This is a genomic window from Luteipulveratus mongoliensis (assembly GCF_001190945.1).
In the GTDB taxonomy this organism is placed as follows: domain Bacteria; phylum Actinomycetota; class Actinomycetes; order Actinomycetales; family Dermatophilaceae; genus Luteipulveratus; species Luteipulveratus mongoliensis.
Genome location: NZ_CP011112.1, coordinates 1,224,957 through 1,242,057 on the forward strand (window position 1 = coordinate 1,224,957; position 17,101 = coordinate 1,242,057).

A 17,101-nucleotide genomic window follows, 5' to 3' on the forward strand; every position below is an offset into this window, starting at 1 on the left:
CGCTCAGCCCGACCGTTCCTGCGCAGGCGCTCAACGTCGTACGCCGACCGCAACCCGACGAGGTACGACGACCAACAGCGCACAGCTCCGATCAGCGCGCGCTGTGACCCGACCACCCAGGCCCCACCACGCTGACGGAGGAAGGCATGAACAGGCGAAACCCGCATCCTGGGCCCACTGGTGACGAGCGCGCTGGTCCCTCGATACCCAGCACCGAACCCGGCGAGCGCCTGCTCGTTATCGAGCCGGACGATCGCGAGGCCGAGCGCCTCGTCGTGGAGCTGCATCGGCAGGGCTTCCACGTCGAGGCGGTCTCGACCGGGCTGCAGGCTCTGGCGAGCACGCAGGCCTGGGACGCGGTCCTGATGTGTCAGGACCTGCCCGATCTGGACGGGCTCGCGGTGTGCCGTGAGCTGCGGCGATCCAGCGACGCCGTGATCGTGATGGTGCTGCCCGAGCCGAGCGAGCTGAACTGCATCCTGAGTCTCAACGCGGGGGCAGACGACTGCGTCGCGAAGCCGTACGGGCTGCGTGAGCTGGTCGCTCGACTCGCGGCGATCCGGCGGCGGATGGAGCGGGAGCCGTCCTCGGACTCGACGGTGCGCCGGGGTGACATCGAGATCAGGGTGAGCCGCCGCGAGGTCGTTGTCGGCCAGCAGCGCGTCGATCTGACCCGCAAGGAGTTCGATCTGCTCGTGCTGCTGGCCGAGGCGAGTCCGACCGTGGTCAGTCGCGATCTCATTGCGGAGCGAGTCTGGGGCCGTACCTGGTCCCAGCGGACGATCGACACACACATGTCCAGCCTGCGTTCCAAGCTCGGCTGCCCGGGGGCCATCGTCACCGTCCGTGGCGTGGGATTCAGGCTGGACGCCTCGGCCGCGCATCCGTCCGAGCCAGCGAGCACGCGGGTCCTGGGGGCTCCCGCGGGCGCGGACCTCCGGCGGGTACCCGCCGCACCACGAGCCCACATCTGAGCTCTTGGGCGCGCTGCGCCCACTCCGCCGATCCGGCATACCTCGTCCTTGCCTGGACCTGGCTCGAATCTGATCTGAAGCTCGGCGGATTTAACAAAGACCTGACATTCAAACTATTGCTTCTCTATGGCTTGGCGGCCACATTTGTTGCAGGCGACGGGGGTCGCAAAGAAACGATCTTGGGGAGGTGATGATGATGCGTAAAATCCTGATTGCTGATCGTGGCGTGATGGCCGCTCGTGTTATTCAGGCGTGCCGGGACGAGGGCATTGAGAGCGTCGCGGTATATGCCGGATCAGACCTGTTTTCCGTGCATTCACAAAGCGCGAATGAGGCGTACGAGCTGTCCGGTGCGACGTCTGCCGAGGGTTACCTCGACGGCGACCAGATCCTCGCGGCCGCCACTCGAGCCGGTGCGGACGCGATTCATCCGGGCGGCGGCGCGTTCGGCCAGGACGCCGGTTTTGCCGGTGTTGTGACACGGGCCGGCCTGACCTGGATCGGACCCTCGCCGAAGGCGCTCGAGAGGTTGAACGACCTGGACCGGTTGCGTGCCCGAGCCGCGGAGTGCGGTGTCGGCATGGCCTCTCGCGACGGAGCGCGGGGCGAACGATCCACGGCTCGACGGATCGAGGTCCCGTGCCTGGTCGACCGTGCGCAGCGGGTCGTGACGGTGTCCACCCGTGACGCCTCGCTGCGTACCCCTGCGCAAACGCTGATCGCCGAGGCACCCGCCCGAGGGCTCTCGGCCGCGCAGGAAGGTCTGCTCCGCCGCACTGCCGTGGCGGTCCTGCGCGATGCCGGATATGTGGGCGCGGCGACCTGCTCGTTCGAGGTCGACCAGGACTCCATCTCGCTCCTGGGCGTCACCGCTGGTGTGCCGGTCGAGCATCAGGTCACCGAGGAAGTGACCGGCCTCGATCTCGTCCGTGAGCAGCTGCGACTGGCCAGGGGTGAGCTACTGGGTGACGACGATCCGACGCCGGTCGGGCACGCCCTCCACCTGCGCATTGACGCCCGTGACGCGGTGTCCGGTTTCGGTGCCGAGGCCGGCGCCGTCACTCGTGTCGTGCCCTCGCTCGGGCCGGGCGTCCGGCTGGACCTCGGTGTCCAGGCCGGCTCGCAGGTCGAGCCCGGGACGGACCCGCTGCTCGCCGGGCTGGTCGTGCGCGGGAATGACCGGAAGCAGATGCTCGAGCGCGCTCGACGGGCCGTCGGTCAGCTGATCCTCGACGGTCTGCCGACCCTCATCGCCTTTCACCAGGCTGTGCTGGACGGGCCCTGGCTCCGCGATGCGTCGGCGCCTGTCGGCACGGCATGGCTCGAGGAGCACCTCGACTCATTGGGTCTGCGACCGCAGACAGAAGCGGTGTCCCAGGATGCCCTGCTGCCCGCGCGCGAGACGTTGGTCCTGGAGATCGGGGGGCGCCGGGTCGAGGTCACCGTGCCCTGTGGCCGGGGTCCCGGCGGCCGATCCCTGAGGCGGACGCGCGAGCGTCGAGGGCCGCGCATCACATCGAGCCAAGCCTTGGCCTCGCCCATGCACGGCACGGTCAGGCAGGTCGCGGTCAAGGAGGGGGACCGTGTCGTCGCCGGTGATCTGATCGCCGTCATCGAGGCCATGGAGATGGAGCAGCACATTGCTGCCCATCGCCACGGACTGATTCAGCAGGTGCATATCTCCGAGGGAGATCAGATAGGCCGCGACGCAGCAGTCTGCGTCATTGTCGGCGACGCCTGAGAATTCCATCGATTGTGAGGGAGCGATCCAAATGGGTGTGGATGTGACCGTCGTACGTCTCGCTGAGGGTGAGGCTGCGCAAAGCCATGTTGTTGAATTCTTGAAAAAGGAGTACGCGGCCGAGACGTGGGATCGAGGTGTGACCCGGATCGAGCTGTTCTCTTACAAGGACCTGGTTCTCCTCCTGGCTCAGGGCGAGCCCGACGCGAGCGCCGGCGCGCACCGGCTGATGGAGCAGGCGCTGACTACGCAGGGTGTCCCGCACGAGACTTTCCGGCCGAAGCCGTTCTACTCGTGGCTCAGCGCGGACGGTGTCGGGCAGGGGCTGCTGTCGGCCATCGTGGTCAACCGGATGGAGCCGCGGTACGCCGATCGCGTCGCGGGCCTGTTCGCCGATCTCGACGCCACGGACTTTCCTGCCCGGATGGGCACGCGGCGACGTGAGCTGTTCGCCTTCGACGGGGTCTACCTGCACATCCAGGACTTCCCGGACTCGGACGGCCTGGCCGTCATCGACGAGGCCTGGCGCGATGCCGACCCGCGCTTCGTGAAGATCTGTGCGGACCTCACGCCCATCGTTCCGCCGTACGACGACACCTGTGTCGCGCACGAGGATCACATCGCGGTCCGGTCCTACGCGTGGGAGCAGTCATGAGCGCGCGACGCCGAGTCGTCGTGACCGGACTGGAAGTCCTCGCGCCGGGCGGTCTCGGCCGAGACAGCTTCTGGGACATGATGACCGCCGGTCGAACGGCTACCCGCAAGATCTCCTTCTTCGACCCGGCACCATTCCGGTCCAAAGTCGCGGCCGAGGCCGACTTCGACGCCCGCGACTTCGGTCTCACCTCGCGTGAGATCGCCCGCATGGGACGTGCCGCGCAGATGGCTGTCGTCGCCTCCCGCTCCGCCGCGCAGCATGCCGGCCTGGAGCCCGAGGACATCGCACCGTCCCGGATGGGCGTCACGATCGGCACCGCCGTCGCGGCCACCATGGACTTCGAGGAGGACTACCGCGTCGTGAGCGACGACGGTCGCCAGTCGGTCGTCGACCCGTCGTTGACGGGCAAGTACTTCTACAACCACTTCGTTCCGACGTCGTACGCCCGTGAGGTCGCCATGAAGGTCGGCGCACGCGGACCGTGCACGGTCGTCTCGACCGGATGCACCTCGGGGATCGACGCGATCGGTCACGCGGCGGGCCTGATCCAGGAGGGCAGCGCCGACGTCATGATCGCGGGCGGCGCAGACGCGCCCATCTCGCCGATCACGATGGCCTGCTTCGACGCCATCCGGGCGACCACGCCGTACGACGAGGATCCGGCGACGGCGTCCCGACCGTTCGATGCGAGGCGCAGTGGGTTCGTCCTCGGTGAGGGTGCGGCGTTCTTCGTGCTGGAGGAACTGGAGCACGCACTGCGGCGGGACGCCACGATCTACGGAGAGGTTGCCGGCTACGCCTCGCGGTGCAACGCGTATCACATGACCGGTCTGCGGCCGGACGGCAAAGAGATGTCGGACGCGATCACCAGCGCGCTCGATGAGGCGCGGCTGCCGGGCACGTCCATCGGCTACATCAACGCGCACGGCTCGGGCACCAAGCAGAACGACATCCACGAGACGGGTGCGTTCAAGGACAGCCTTGGGCACCACGCGTACGACGTGCCCGTGAGCTCGATCAAGTCGATGGTCGGCCACTCGCTCGGTGCCATCGGCGCGATCGAGATCGGTGCCTGCCTGCTCGCGATGCAGAACTCGGTGGTCCCGCCGACGGCCAACCTGCACGAGCGCGACCCGAAGTGCGACCTGGACTACGTCCCGAACGAAGCCCGCGAGCACAACGTCGATCACGCGCTCACCGTCGGAAGCGGCTTCGGCGGCTTCCAGAGCGCGATGGTCCTGAGCCGCACCCCGGAGGTCAGTCATGTCTGAGCCGATCGTCATCACAGGAGTCGGAGCGGTCGCACCGCACGGTTGGGGTGAGGGGTTCTGGACCGCCTCGCTGGAAGGCCGCGGCGGCATCGGCCCGATCACCCAGTTCGACGCGACGGACTACCCGTGTCGGCTCGCGGGCGAGATCGAGGACTTCGACGAGGCCAGGTTCGTGGGGCGACGGCTCGTCCCGCAGACCGATCGTTCGACCCGGATCGCGCTGGCGGCAGGACAGCTCGCGCTGGAGGACGCGGCCGTCGACCTCACCGCGATGGACGAGTTCGACATGGGCGTTGTGACCGCCAACTTCACGGGCGGTTTCGCGTTCGGCCAGAAGGAGCTGCAGGAGCTGTGGAGCAAGGGGAGTGAGTACGTCAGCGCGTACCAGTCGTTCGCCTGGTTCTATGCGGTCAACACCGGCCAGCTGTCGATCCGGCACGGCCTGAAGGGGCCGAGCGGTGTCGTCGTCACCGACGAGTCCGGGGCCCTGGACGCGCTCGCCCAGGCCAGGCGCAATGTACGCCGCGGAGCCAAGGCCGTCCTGGCCGGTGCCATCGACTCCTCACTGTGCTCATGGGGTGTCGCCGGCCTCTTCGCCAGCGGCCGGGTGACCCGCAGCGAGGACCCACGGGCGGCGTACCTCCCGTTCGACAGCCGCGCGACCGGCCAGGTCCCCGGTGAGGGCGGGGCGATGTTCGTGCTCGAGCCGGCCTCGGCCGCAGTCGAGCGAGGACACCGGCCGTACGCCGTCCTCGCAGGGCACGCGTCGACGTTCGACCCCGAGCCTGACAACCCGTCGGGGCTGATCTCGGCCGCGACGCTCGCCCTGCAGGACGCCGGGCTGCAGGCCGAGGACGTCGATGTCGTCTTCGCCGACGGCGCGGGTCAGACGTCGCTGGACACGAGCGAGGCGGAGGCGATCACCAAGATCTTCGGCGCGCGCCAGGTGCCGGTGACCGTCCCCAAGACGATGACCGGTCGTCTCCACTCCGGCGGATCGGCGGTCGACGTCGCCTGGGCGTCCCTGGCCCTGCGGCACGGCGAGATCCCGCCGACCATCAACGTCACCACTCCGGACGACCACGTCCTGGACCTGGTGACGGAGCGCTCCCGTACGACCTCGCTGCGCACCGCGATGGTGCTCGCGCGAGGCGCCGGCGGCTTCAACTCAGCGGTCGTCCTGACCGCTGCGTGACCCTGATTCACCCACCACCTGAAAGGCATGTCATGGCTACTTTTGCGTTCGAAGATCTCGTCCGGGTGCTCAACGAGGGGGCCGGCCTCGAGGAGGGTGTCGAGCTCACGACCGACGTCCTGGACACCCCGTTGAGCGAGCTGGGCTACGACTCGCTCGCGCTCCTGGAGACCGTCGGTCGTGTTGAGCGTGAGTACGGCGTCACCCTCGATGAGTCGAGTGCATCCGAGGAGCTGACGCCGCGCGACTTCCTCGACGTCGTCAACGCTGCGCAGCCGGCTGTCGCAGCAGCGCCATGAGCGGGTCCGAGGCCGCGGCCGACCGCGGTCACGTCGCGGTTATTACGGGCGGTACCAAGGGAATTGGGCTGGCCTGCGCGCAGCTTCTCGCAGGACAGGGCATGCAGGTCTTCATCGGGGCGCGCTCCGCGGATGACGTGCAGGACACCGCGGCCAAGCTCACCGCCGAGGGCGGCGGAGTGGTCCGCGGCGCGACCGTCGACGTCACCAGCACCGACGCGGTTCGGGAGTTCGTCAGCCGCGCCGTGCACGAGTTCGGACCGGTCGACGTCCTGGTCAACAACGCGGGCATCAGCGGCGGTGGCGTCACCGCCGACCTGACCGAGCAGACCTGGGACTCCGTCCTGGACACCAACCTCAACGGCGTCTTCCGGATGACGCACGCTGCCCTGAACGAGGGCGGAATGCGCCACCTGTCCTGGGGTCGGATCATCAACATCGCCTCGACGGCCGGCAAGCAGGGAGTCGTGCTCGGTGCGCCGTACTCCGCCTCCAAGCACGGCGTCGTGGGCTTCACGAAGGCACTCGGCAACGAGCTGGCGCCGACGGGGATCACCGTCAACGCGGTGTGCCCCGGATATGTCGAGACACCGATGGCGCAGACGGTGCGCGGCAACTACGCCCGGGCGTGGGGCATCTCTGAGGATGAGGTGCTGCGCAAGTTCGAGGCGAAGATCCCGCTCGGTCGCTACACCACCCCCGACGAGGTCGCCGGTCTCGTCGGCTACCTCACCTCAACGACGGCCGATGCCATCACTGCCCAGGCGCTCAACGTCTGCGGCGGGCTCGGCAACTTCTAGGAGACGGAGCGATCATGCAAGGACAGCTCACCGAGGTGGAGCACACCATCGACGTGTCCGCCGATGCGGACGAGGTCTACGCGACGCTCGCCGACGTCAGCCAGTGGCCGCGAACCTTCCCGCCCACCATCCACGCAGAGCAGGTCGAGGTCGACGACTCGCTGGAGCGCATCCGCATCTGGGCGCGCGCCGGCGACGGGGTCAAGGCGTGGGCGTCCATTCGCGACCTGGACCCCGCGGGCCGACGGATCGAGTTCCGTCAGGAGCGCAGCCAGTCGCCGGTGGCCTCGATGGCCGGCACCTGGATCGTCGAGCCGACCGCCGAAGGCTCGACCGTCCGGCTGCTGCACGCGTACGCCGCGGAGCAGCCGAGCGACCAGGCCTGGCTGGACCGTGTGGTCGACGAGAACTCCCGTGCCGAGCTGGCCTCCCTCAAGGAGAGTCTCGAGGCCGGCGCCGAGGCGCAGGGGCTCGCGACCGTGTCGTTCGAGGACACCGTCGAGATGGACGGGGACCCGTCGGAGGCTTTCGCGTTCATCGACCGGGCCGAGCGGTGGCAGGAGCGGCTGCCCCATGTGACGCGGGTCAGGTTCGCCGAGCTCGGCCACGGTGTGCAGGACCTCGAGATGGACACGCGGTCACCGGACGGCAGTGCGCACACGACCCGGTCGTACCGCGTGGTCCTGGACTCTGGCGACATCGTCTACAAACAGGTCACGCTCCCGGCTCTGATGGCGGTGCACACCGGCCGCTGGAGCTTCCGGGCACAGGGCGACGGCGTCGCGGTGACCTCACAGCACACGGTGGTCGTACGCCAGGACCAGATCGCGAGCGTCCTCGGACCGGATGCCACGCTCGCGGACGCGACCGCCGCCGTACGAAAGGCGTTGAGTGCCAACAGTCTTGCCACTCTGGGACTGGCCAAGCAGTCGCTCGAGCAGGCCCAGGTCGCCGAGGCCAGCTGATGACCGCCATTCCTGCGACGCTGCCCAGGCGGGCCGACCGGTACCCCCGACCGGTCCGCCTGGACGCCGGTGAGGCGACGCTGTCCGGCGTGGTCGCCGAACCGGTCGACCAGCCGCTGCGCGGTTTGATCGTGGCGATCCACGGAGCGGGTATGGACGCGCGCTACTTCGACGCCCCATCCGCGGCGGAGGCATCGCTGCTCGGTCTCGCCCCGCGGCTCGGGTTCGCCGCGCTCGCGATCGATCGACCGGGCCACGGTGCAACCTCCGGTGGGCAGTTCGTGGATCGCAGTATCGAGGGTCAGGCCCACGCGTTGGGCCAGGCGATCAGTGCCTACCGGGAGCGCGCGGACATCGGCGCCGGCGTCTGTCTGCTCGGACACTCCTTCGGCGGCAAGGTCGCGGTGACGCTCGCGTACCAGGGCGACGCCGATCTGGTCGGGCTCGACATCTCGGGCTGCGGGTTCCACTACCGCGGTGGCACGCTGCAGCACCTGGACGGGCGTCGGATGTCCCGCCTGGGCTGGGGCCCGCCCTCGTACTACCCCGAAGGCACCTTCACCGCGATGCGGGGAGCCACGTCGGACTTCGATGCCGGCGAGGTCGCACAGGCGCAGGACTGGCCGTACGCCTTCGAGCGCGTCGCCGCGCAGGTGCGAGTGCCGGTTCGGATGACGTTCGCGGAGCGCGAGCCGTGGTGGCGCTCCGATTCCGACGAGCTGGCGGCGATCGAGCGGGCGTTCGTCCGCGCGCCGTCGGTGGAGATCTCGACCCAGCCGTACGCCGGCCACAACCTCAGCCTGGGCCTGGCCGCCAGGTCCTACCACCTGGCTGCCGTGGCCTTCTTCGAGCGCTGCCTGCTCGCCCGTCAGCTCCACCGCACGCGACCTTAGGGAGGATCAGATGACTGACACACTGCCCGATCGCCGGACCAGACCCACCGCCAGGACCCGCACCACGGGTTCGCTCGCAGCGCTCAAGGAGCTCGTCACGCTCGGGGAGGACCCGGCCGCTACCGAGCGCCAGCACTCCAAGGGCAAGCTCACGGTGCGCGAGCGCATCGAGCTGCTCCTGGACCCGGACTCGTTCAACGAGGTCGAACCGCTGCGACGTCACCGGGCGACGACCTTCGGGATGGAGGCCAAGCGGCCCTACACCGACGGTGTCGTGACCGGCTGGGGCACCGTCTTCGGCCGCACGGTCTTCGTCTTCGCCCACGACTTCCGGATCTACGGCGGCGCGCTCGGGGAGGCGCACGCCGAGAAGATCCACAAGATCATGGATATGGCCATCGCGGCCGGCGCACCGCTCGTCTCGCTCAACGACGGTGCGGGCGCCCGGATCCAGGAGGGCGTCACGGCGCTCGCCGGGTACGGCGGCATCTTCCGTCGGTCGGTGCAGGCGTCCGGTGTCATCCCGCAGATCAGCGTGATGCTCGGCCCTTGCGCCGGGGGAGCGGCGTACGCGCCGGCGCTCACGGACCTCATCTTCATGGTGGGCGGGACGTCGCAGATGTTCATCACCGGGCCCGACGTCGTACGTGCCGTCACAGGCGAGTCGATCTCGCAGAACGACCTGGGTGGCAGCGACGCGCACACCCGGACGTCGGGCGTCGCGCACTTCGCCTACGCCACCGAGGAAGGCTGCCTGGAGGACGTCCGCTACATGCTGTCGATCCTCCCGACCAACAACAAGGAGCTGCCGCCGCACGCTCCCACCGACGACGACCCCGAGCGGCGGTGCGATGCGCTCAACGACCTGGTGCCCACCGACCCGACGCAGCCGTACGACATGCGCACGGTGCTGGAGGAGGTCGTCGACGACGGTGAGTTCATCGAGGTGCAGGACGCCTGGGCCGGCAACATCATCACGGCCCTTGGGCATCTCGACGGTGAGCTGGTCGGGTTCGTGGCGAGCCAGCCGATGGTGCTGGCAGGGGTGCTCGATATCGACGCGAGCACCAAGGCGGCGCGATTCGTGCAGATGTGCGACGCGTTCAATATCCCGATCGTCACCCTCGTCGACGTGCCCGGGTTCCTGCCCGGTGTGGACCAGGAGCACGGCGGCATCATCCGGCACGGAGCCAAGCTCCTGTACGCCTACTGCAACGCGACCGTGCCGCGGATCTCGCTCATCGTGCGCAAGGCCTACGGCGGTGCCTACATCGTCATGGACTCCCGCAGCATCGGCGCCGACCTGTCGTACGCCTGGCCCACCAACGAGGTCGCGGTCATGGGTGCCGACGGTGCGGCCAACATCATCTTCCGCCGCCAGATCGCCGACGCGCTCGATCCTGAGGCGACTCGTGGACAGCTCATCTCGGAGTACAAGGAGGAGCTGATGCATCCCTACTACGCCGCCGAGCGTGGTCTCATCGACGACGTCATCGAACCCGCCGACACCCGACGGACCCTGGTTCGGGCCATCCGGATGCTGCGAACCAAGGATGCCGATATCCCGGCACGCAAGCATGGGAACCAGCCGCAGTGAGCGGCACCAACGGCGTTGTGCCGCAGACAGATCCGGCATTCGTGACTGACGCGGTGCTCGACGAGCTGGAGGTCGTCGCGGTCGCGGTCGCCGTCCGGCGTTATGCCGAACGCTCCACGGCACCTACGGCTCGCCGACGCCGACTGCTCGACGAGTTCGCGGGCAGTCGTGGTGGGCGTCGTACGTGGTCGGTCCGGCCTCGGGAGAGGTCGGACCCGTGAGTGCGCCGGCAGGAGTGACCGTTTGGGTCTTCGACACAGCCCCCGAGCGGCTCGTGCAGGCGACTCTGAGCGACTCGGAACGCGCCCGGATCGGTCGCAGCCGCGTGCGGGACTCGGGACTCGGCTACGCGACCGCTCGAGTTGGCCTGCGTCACGTGATGAGCGCCGAGATGGCTTGCAGCGCAAAGGAAGTCGTGTTCAAGCGCGCCAGCTGCCCGCAGTGCGGTGGTGGCCATGGCAAGCCATTCGTACGACGTGGGCCACGGTTCTCGGTCACGCACACCGGGCGCGTCGCGGCCGTCGCGGTCTGTGCCGACAGAGAGGTCGGCCTGGACGCCGAGCTGCCTCGTGCGTGGCCGCGTACCCCGTCGTGGCTGGGACGGCTTCCCGCTGCCGAACGCAGGCGCCTCTCGACGGCGCGCGACGGCGCTCAGCGAGCCGACCTGGTCCGCGACTGCTGGGTGCGCAAGGAGGCCGCGCTGAAGCTCCTCGGGGTCGGCCTCTCGCACGGCCTCGACATCCCGACCGGGTTCTCCGACCAGGACATTCAGCCTGGTCCAGACATCCGACTGCACATGCTGCGGCCACGAACCGATGTCCTGGCTTGTCTCGCCACAGCCCCGGACACCCCCGTCACGATCCGTTCCTGGAGGTGGTGAGCATGGTCGACCCATCGGTCTACATCCAAGGCGTCGCCAGCGACGTACCCGATCCTCAGGAGGTCGGTCCGAACCCACCTCTTGCCCAGGTCGACGTCGTCAGCGTGGCGCACAGTGACGTCCCCGCACCGGTCATGGCGGCCACTGCGGCTGGCAAGGCGCTGGCGGTGAGTGGCGTTGGGGGCGCTGATCTTTCGCGCATCTTGTACGCCTCGTCGTTCGAGCGTACCGCTGACCTGTGGTCACCGGCGGCGTACGTCGGTGACCAGGTGGGCGCGACCTGTCCCGCTCTGCAGATCGATCAGATCTCCAACGGCGGGATGGCCGGACTCGAGCTGGCCCACGGGCTGCTGCAGAGATCATCGGGACCGATCCTGATCAGTACGGGCGACCGCTTCCACGAGCCCTGGGTGGATCGGTGGCAGGGCGATCCGGGCACCGTGTTCGGCGACGGCGGGACGGCCATGGTCGTCGGCACTGAGCCCGGTCTGGCGCGGGTGCTGAGCGTGCACACCGAGTCACGGCACGAGCTCGAAGGGATGCATCGCCGCGGCATGGAAGCAGAGGCCGGCCCGCTCGATCTGGGTGGCTGCAAGCGCGACTTCATGAAGGAGTTCGGCGCCTCGTCTGCGGTGCGAGCACTGCAGGCGGGTCAGGCAGCTGCGGTCGACCGCGCGCTCGAGCTGGCCGGGGTCACTTTCGCCGACGTCTCGTGGTTCGTTCTTCCGCATCTGGGTCTGCGGCGGCTGAAGGCCGCGTTGATCGTGCCGTTCGGCATCGAAGTGGACCGCACGACCTGGAAATGGGGCCGGCGCGTGGGACATCTCGGACCTGGTGATCAGATCTATGGCCTCGAGCAGCTCTGGCGATCGGGGGACACCGAACCCGGCGACATCGTGCTGATGATCGGAATCGGCTCCGGATTCAGCTGGACCTGCGCGGTTATCCAGATGGCTGACTGAACTCATGCCATCCGTAGGAATTCTAGACGATATCGGGGGTTGATCATGCTAGACCCACAGAACTCAGTGTGCTTCTTGCTTCCTGGGCAGGGATCGCAATTCCCAGGAATGGCTGCCGGGCTGTATGAGTGGGACCCGGTATTCACGCGCTCCATGGATGAATTCTTCGATGCATGGGGTGATCGTGGGCGCACTCTTCGGCAGTTCTGGCTGACCGACGAGGACGAGTGGCGCATGGCGGACGTACGCCATGCCCAGCTGTTGCTGCTCGCGGTGGATCACGCGTTGGCTTGCACAGTGCTCAGCTGGGGCGTGACGCCGTCGCTGTTGCTGGGTCACAGTGCAGGTGAGTACGCCGCGGCGGTCCTGAGTGGCGTGATGCCTTTGGCCGAGGCGGCGCGATTGGCTGCTCTGAGGGTCGACGTCCTGGCCGGGGCGCCTGCCGGAGGCATGCTCGCCGTGGTCGGCACCGTCGAGGAGGTCACGCCGTACCTGTCTGGCGGCGCGGCCGTGGCGGCGATCAACGCGCCCCGCCAGCTGCTGGTCGCGGGAGCGGACGAGTCGCTCCAACGTGCAGGCGCCGCACTGCGATCCGCCGGTATGACGGTGATGACGGCGCGGGCGCGCACGGCCTTTCATCACCCCCTGCTCGAGCCATGGTGTGCCGAGGTTCTCGCGGAGCATGCGCGTACTGATCTCGCGGAGCCCACGATCCCCGTCGTGAGCGGCTACAGCGGGACGATGCTGGGCGCCGAGTTCGCGGACCCGTCGTTCTGGGCCCTGCAGCCATGCCGGCCCGTGCAGTTCTCCGCAGCGCTGCAGAGCTGTCTCGACCAGGGTGCGTCGACCTTCGTCGAGTGCGGCCCCGGTCAAGGGCTGACCGGCCTTGCCGCGCGGCGCCGAACGGCTGCTGGAGGACGCCCCACGGTTATTGCGATGACACCCCGTGGCGTAACCAGCATTGCTCGCCAGCGGGGCGTTATGCTGCGTGCGCGGGAATTGCTGTGTGAGTTTGATATCCCATCTCCCGCGGTGGCGCGATCGTTCTCGGCCGGTTGATATGGCGACGAATCGTTCACGCCCAGGTGGACGATTTGCCTTCAGCGCCGGCGCACCCAAGGACACAATGGAAAACCCCTTTTCGGAAGCTCACCACAATCATGCTGCATCCTTCATTCCGACCTATCTGGGCGACCGGTACAGCCTCGTTGTCCCAGGCGAGGATCTGATCCGTAATCTCTCCGCGACGCCCGACGGCCGCCTGTTCGTGGCCGCGACGGGGCAGGTCTCGTTGGTGCGGTGGGCGGAGCGCATCGGATGGATGCTGGTCGCTCGGGGCTATCGCGACTCGGCTGGGCGGCTGACCGTGACGTTCCAGGCGCCGGACCCCGCGGGAGAACCGACCCTCTATCTCGAGCTGGAGAGTCACGTGAGCGTCGTGCGATCGGTCCATGCGTGCCGTATGCGGTTGAGCTCGGCCAGTGGGCCGGGAGCGCGGGTCTCGGAGACACTCGAGGATCCGACCGACGAAGAAATCGTCGTCTGGATCATGCGTATGCACCATTTCGGTTGACTGCCGCTAGGCGCCGCGTTCGCAGCGGCGTTCCGGGGCGGAATAGCGTAGTGGCCAATTGCGTGACGTGGGGGGCAAGAAGTCCTTACAGTTCAGCCACCCCATGCCGCGAAGTCTCGATGCGGCGTGTTCATGCGAGGAGAGCCCGTGCGCCCCAATCCGTCCCAACCACGATCACGAAGGCGCGCGGCTTCGGTCGCCCTCGCGGTGACCGGCCTCGCGGCCGCGCCGCTCGCCGGACTGGCGTCGTCATCCGCTGATGCCGCATCGTCCGCCCCCACCGCCCGCTACATCGTCCAGGTGTCCGGCGCACCGATCGCCAGCTACACCGGAGGCGTCTCCGGTATCGCGGCCACCAAGCCGAGCAAGGGCAAGAAGCTCAACCGCGCGAGTGCCCCGGCGAAGTCGTACGCCGGACACCTCAAGAAGGTGCACGGCGACGTGCTGAAGTCCGCCGGCGCGTCCAGCTCGGCGATCACCCGCGAGTACAGCACTGCGTTCAACGGCTTCGCGGCCAAGCTCACCCCGGCCCAGGTCGCCAACCTGCGCAAGTCGTCCAAGGTGGTGCGCGTCTGGAAGGACGAGGTGCGTACGGCCGACACGACCACCACCCCGAAGTTCCTCGGGCTCGACGGCCCGACAGGCGTCTGGCAGAAGAAGTTCGGCGGCACGGCCAACGCCGGCAAGGGCATCATCGTCGGCGACATCGACTCGGGCATCTGGCCCGAGAACAAGTCGTTCGCCGCCACGACGCAGACCCCGGCTGAGGCCGCCGTCATCAAGGCGAAGTTCAAGGGGATCTGCGACGCCGGCACTGACACCAACGGCGCACCCTTCAAGTGCAACAACAAGCTCATCGGCGCCCGCTACTACAAGGACAACGCCACGGTCATCCCCGAGGAGTTCCTCTCCCCGCGTGACTACAGCGGCCACGGCTCGCACACCGCGTCGACCGCCGCCGGCGACAGCGGCGTCCCTGCCTCGATCAACGGGACGTCGGTCGGCAACACCAGCGGGATGGCACCCGGCGCTCGCATCGCGGCCTACAAGGCGCTGTGGGAGAAGGCCGACCACTCCGGCGCCAGCGGTAGCACCAGCGACCTGGTCGCCGCCATCGACGACGCGGTCGGCGACGGCGTCGACGTCATCAACTACTCGATCTCGGGCTCGCGCGACTACGTCGTGGGCGCGGACGAGCTGGCGTTCCTCGGCGCTGCGGACGCGGGCGTCTTCATCTCGACGTCGGCTGGCAACGAGGGCGACACGATCGGTGTCTCCAGCGTCGCGCACAACGCGCCGTGGACGATGACGGTCGCAGCCAGCACGCACGATCGCGCAGTCGAGAAGACCATCACCCTCGGCAACGGCAAGAAGTACACCGGTGTCGGCGTGGGCGTGGCGGTCGGACCGGCCTCGCTGGTCAACTCCTCCACGCTGGGCGCCGCAGGTGTCCCCGCGACGGCGGCCGACCTCTGCTACAGCGACGTCGACCAGGACCCCTCCAACGGCGTACAGCCGGCGCTCGACCCGGCCAAGACCAAGGGCAAGATCGTGGTCTGCACGCGTGGCGGCAACGCCCGCCTCGACAAGAGCGCGGCGGTCAAGGCTGCCGGCGGTATCGGCATGGTCCAGGCCAACCCGAACGCCGGCCAGTCGCTGGACGCTGACTTCCACACCGTGCCGACCATCGCGGTCGACAACATCGCAGGCGCACCGATCAAGGCGTACGCCGCGACCGCAGGTGCCACCGCAACGATCTCGGCAGTCTCGACCACGCCGGCGCGCGCGCCGGAGATGGCCGGGTTCTCGTCGTACGGACCGGCCACCGCCGGTGGTGGTGACCTGCTCAAGCCCGACATCACCGCTCCGGGCTCGGGTGTCATCGCGGCCGTCGCGCCTCCGGGCAACAACGGCAACAACTTCGACGCCTACTCCGGTACGTCGATGTCGGCTCCGCACATCACCGGCATCGCCGCGCTGGTCCGGCAGGCGCACCCCGACTGGTCGCCCGCCGCGATCAAGTCGGCTCTCATGACGACGGCGACCACCCTGGACAACCAGGGCAAGCCGATCCAGCGCGCCGGCAAGAACGCGACGCCGCTGGACTACGGCTCTGGCCACGTCCGCCCGGCGCAGTCGTTCGACCCGGGCCTGGTCTACGACGCCAACTCGACCGACTGGCTCAAGTACGCCTGTGGCATCGGTCAGCTGCAGCTGGTCTCCGACCCGGAGGCCTGCGACACGATCGGCAAGATCGACCCGAGTGACCTCAACTACCCGAGCATCTCGGTGGGCGACCTGGCCGGCAAGCAGACGATCACGCGCACGGTGACCAACGTCAGCAACCAGACCGGCGTCTACCGCACGCAGGTCAAGGCGCCGGCCGGCTTCACCGCGTCGGTCAGCCCGTCCATCCTCGCCGTCCCGAAGGGCCAGTCGCGCAGCTACACCGTGACGCTGACCCGCAAGGACGCGGCGTACGGCACCTGGGCGTTCGGCACGGTCACCCTGGCCGGCTTCGGCACCTCGAAGTCGACCGTCGTCAGCCCGATCGCGGTGCGTGCAGTGGCCGCGTCGGTGCCTGGTGAGAGCGTGCAGACGAGCGCGTCCGGGACGGCGACGTTCCCGGTCGTGAGCGGCTTCACCGGCACCCTGGGTGCGAAGGCCGGCGGGCTGGTGCCCAGCACCGTGCAGGTCGCGCCGACCACGCAGGCCAACAACAGCACCGTCACGGTGACGATCCCGGCCGGCACGAAGGTCGCACGCTTTGCGACCTACGACGCCGACACGCCTGCGGGCACGGACATCGACATCTCGGTCAGCAAGGACGGCGTGGACGTGGGTGACAGCGGCGGCGGCACCGCTGAGGAAGCGGTGACGCTCAACAACCCGGCGGCCGGCACCTACACGGTGACCGCGGATCTGTTCGCAGGTCCGACGTCCTTGGACGTCAAGGTCCACTCGTTCGCGGTCCCGGCCACGGCTGCGGGCAACCTGACCGTGACGCCGGCGACCCAGCCGGTCACGACCGGTGGCTCGGCCAGCGTGAAGGCCACCTGGAGTGGTCTGACCGCCGGCCAGCACTACCTCGGCGCGGTGTTCTACGCGCAGGGCACGGCGGAGGTTGGTCGCACCCTGGTCACGGTCAACCCGTAACCCGAACGCCGGTCGAGTAGGCGAGCCCCTGGGCGAGCCGTATCGAGACCCGGCAACGCGTACGCCGAGCCGGCCCCGGACCATTGCGGTCCGGGGCCGGCTTTGTGCCCAGAAAGTTGAAGTTGAGCGGAACAGAC

Annotated in this window: 16 protein-coding genes; all 16 read left to right on the top strand. The window is 68.5% G+C overall.

Features of this window, described 5'->3' with window-relative positions; genetic code table 11:
* The first annotated feature begins 146 nt into the window (after positions 1–146).
* The 16 genes from VV02_RS05750 to VV02_RS05825 all read left to right on the top strand — a co-directional run bounded on the left by VV02_RS05750 (position 147) and on the right by VV02_RS05825 (position 16,964).
* Positions 147–974, top strand: a complete 828-nt coding sequence (locus VV02_RS05750; RefSeq protein ID WP_083449947.1) for a response regulator transcription factor — start codon at positions 147–149, stop codon at positions 972–974.
* A gap of 196 nt (positions 975–1,170) precedes the next feature.
* Positions 1,171–2,715, top strand: a complete 1,545-nt coding sequence (locus VV02_RS05755; RefSeq protein ID WP_281177333.1) for a biotin carboxylase N-terminal domain-containing protein — start codon at positions 1,171–1,173, stop codon at positions 2,713–2,715.
* A gap of 31 nt (positions 2,716–2,746) precedes the next feature.
* Positions 2,747–3,370 (top strand): TcmI family type II polyketide cyclase, encoded by a 624-nt coding sequence (locus tag VV02_RS26310; protein ID WP_157063284.1) that lies wholly within the window; start codon positions 2,747–2,749, stop codon positions 3,368–3,370.
* The gene (locus tag VV02_RS05765) at positions 3,367–4,644 is read left to right on the top strand and encodes a beta-ketoacyl-[acyl-carrier-protein] synthase family protein (protein WP_052596581.1); all 1,278 of its coding nucleotides are present in this window, start codon (positions 3,367–3,369) and stop codon (positions 4,642–4,644) included. Before VV02_RS26310 ends, VV02_RS05765 begins: the two co-directional genes overlap by 4 nt.
* On the top strand, positions 4,637–5,839 hold the full coding sequence (locus tag VV02_RS05770; protein ID WP_052590400.1) for a ketosynthase chain-length factor: 1,203 nt from the start codon (positions 4,637–4,639) through the stop codon (positions 5,837–5,839). The genes VV02_RS05765 and VV02_RS05770 overlap by 8 nt, the downstream gene beginning before the upstream one ends.
* Before the next feature lie 32 nt (positions 5,840–5,871).
* Entirely contained in the window at positions 5,872–6,138 is a 267-nt protein-coding gene (locus VV02_RS05775; RefSeq protein ID WP_052590401.1) for an acyl carrier protein, read from the top strand.
* Entirely contained in the window at positions 6,135–6,938 is an 804-nt protein-coding gene (locus VV02_RS05780; protein WP_052590402.1) for an SDR family NAD(P)-dependent oxidoreductase, read from the top strand. The genes VV02_RS05775 and VV02_RS05780 overlap by 4 nt, the downstream gene beginning before the upstream one ends.
* A 14-nt stretch (positions 6,939–6,952) precedes the next feature.
* Positions 6,953–7,903, top strand: a complete 951-nt coding sequence (locus tag VV02_RS05785) for an aromatase/cyclase (protein WP_052590403.1) — start codon at positions 6,953–6,955, stop codon at positions 7,901–7,903.
* Positions 7,903–8,796, top strand: coding sequence for an alpha/beta hydrolase (locus tag VV02_RS05790; RefSeq protein ID WP_052590404.1), 894 nt, complete (start codon positions 7,903–7,905; stop codon positions 8,794–8,796). The genes VV02_RS05785 and VV02_RS05790 overlap by 1 nt, the downstream gene beginning before the upstream one ends.
* A gap of 10 nt (positions 8,797–8,806) precedes the next feature.
* Positions 8,807–10,393 (top strand): acyl-CoA carboxylase subunit beta, encoded by a 1,587-nt coding sequence (locus VV02_RS05795; protein WP_052590405.1) that lies wholly within the window; start codon positions 8,807–8,809, stop codon positions 10,391–10,393.
* Entirely contained in the window at positions 10,390–10,614 is a 225-nt protein-coding gene (locus VV02_RS05800) for a hypothetical protein (protein WP_052590406.1), read from the top strand. Before VV02_RS05795 ends, VV02_RS05800 begins: the two co-directional genes overlap by 4 nt.
* Positions 10,611–11,273, top strand: a complete 663-nt coding sequence (locus VV02_RS05805; protein ID WP_157063285.1) for a 4'-phosphopantetheinyl transferase family protein — start codon at positions 10,611–10,613, stop codon at positions 11,271–11,273. Before VV02_RS05800 ends, VV02_RS05805 begins: the two co-directional genes overlap by 4 nt.
* 2 nt (positions 11,274–11,275) lie before the next feature.
* Entirely contained in the window at positions 11,276–12,235 is a 960-nt protein-coding gene (locus tag VV02_RS05810; RefSeq protein WP_052590408.1) for a ketoacyl-ACP synthase III family protein, read from the top strand.
* A 45-nt stretch (positions 12,236–12,280) separates the two neighbouring features.
* Positions 12,281–13,294 carry an acyltransferase domain-containing protein gene (locus VV02_RS05815; protein WP_157063286.1) on the top strand — a complete coding sequence of 338 codons (1,014 nt, stop codon included), beginning with the start codon at positions 12,281–12,283 and terminating at the stop codon, positions 13,292–13,294.
* A gap of 1 nt (position 13,295) precedes the next feature.
* Positions 13,296–13,808, top strand: coding sequence for a hypothetical protein (locus VV02_RS05820; RefSeq protein WP_157063287.1), 513 nt, complete (start codon positions 13,296–13,298; stop codon positions 13,806–13,808).
* A gap of 147 nt (positions 13,809–13,955) precedes the next feature.
* Positions 13,956–16,964: a S8 family peptidase gene (locus VV02_RS05825; RefSeq protein ID WP_218917357.1), complete on the top strand. Its 3,009-nt coding sequence runs from the start codon at positions 13,956–13,958 to the stop codon at positions 16,962–16,964.
* The last annotated feature ends 137 nt before the right edge of the window (positions 16,965–17,101 follow it).

Excerpts from the sequence above, each read along its gene's own strand:
- VV02_RS05750 (WP_083449947.1), top strand. The coding sequence starts at position 147 with ATGAACAGGCGAAACCCGCATCCTGGGCCCACTGGTGACGAGCGCGCT.
- VV02_RS05755 (WP_281177333.1), top strand. The coding sequence starts at position 1,171 with ATGCGTAAAATCCTGATTGCTGATCGTGGCGTGATGGCCGCTCGTGTT.
- VV02_RS26310 (WP_157063284.1), top strand. The coding sequence starts at position 2,747 with ATGGGTGTGGATGTGACCGTCGTACGTCTCGCTGAGGGTGAGGCTGCG.
- VV02_RS05765 (WP_052596581.1), top strand. The coding sequence starts at position 3,367 with ATGAGCGCGCGACGCCGAGTCGTCGTGACCGGACTGGAAGTCCTCGCG.
- VV02_RS05770 (WP_052590400.1), top strand. The coding sequence starts at position 4,637 with ATGTCTGAGCCGATCGTCATCACAGGAGTCGGAGCGGTCGCACCGCAC.
- VV02_RS05775 (WP_052590401.1), top strand. The coding sequence starts at position 5,872 with ATGGCTACTTTTGCGTTCGAAGATCTCGTCCGGGTGCTCAACGAGGGG.
- VV02_RS05780 (WP_052590402.1), top strand. The coding sequence starts at position 6,135 with ATGAGCGGGTCCGAGGCCGCGGCCGACCGCGGTCACGTCGCGGTTATT.
- VV02_RS05785 (WP_052590403.1), top strand. The coding sequence starts at position 6,953 with ATGCAAGGACAGCTCACCGAGGTGGAGCACACCATCGACGTGTCCGCC.
- VV02_RS05790 (WP_052590404.1), top strand. The coding sequence starts at position 7,903 with ATGACCGCCATTCCTGCGACGCTGCCCAGGCGGGCCGACCGGTACCCC.
- VV02_RS05795 (WP_052590405.1), top strand. The coding sequence starts at position 8,807 with ATGACTGACACACTGCCCGATCGCCGGACCAGACCCACCGCCAGGACC.
- VV02_RS05810 (WP_052590408.1), top strand. The coding sequence starts at position 11,276 with ATGGTCGACCCATCGGTCTACATCCAAGGCGTCGCCAGCGACGTACCC.
- VV02_RS05815 (WP_157063286.1), top strand. The coding sequence starts at position 12,281 with ATGCTAGACCCACAGAACTCAGTGTGCTTCTTGCTTCCTGGGCAGGGA.
- VV02_RS05820 (WP_157063287.1), top strand. The coding sequence starts at position 13,296 with ATGGCGACGAATCGTTCACGCCCAGGTGGACGATTTGCCTTCAGCGCC.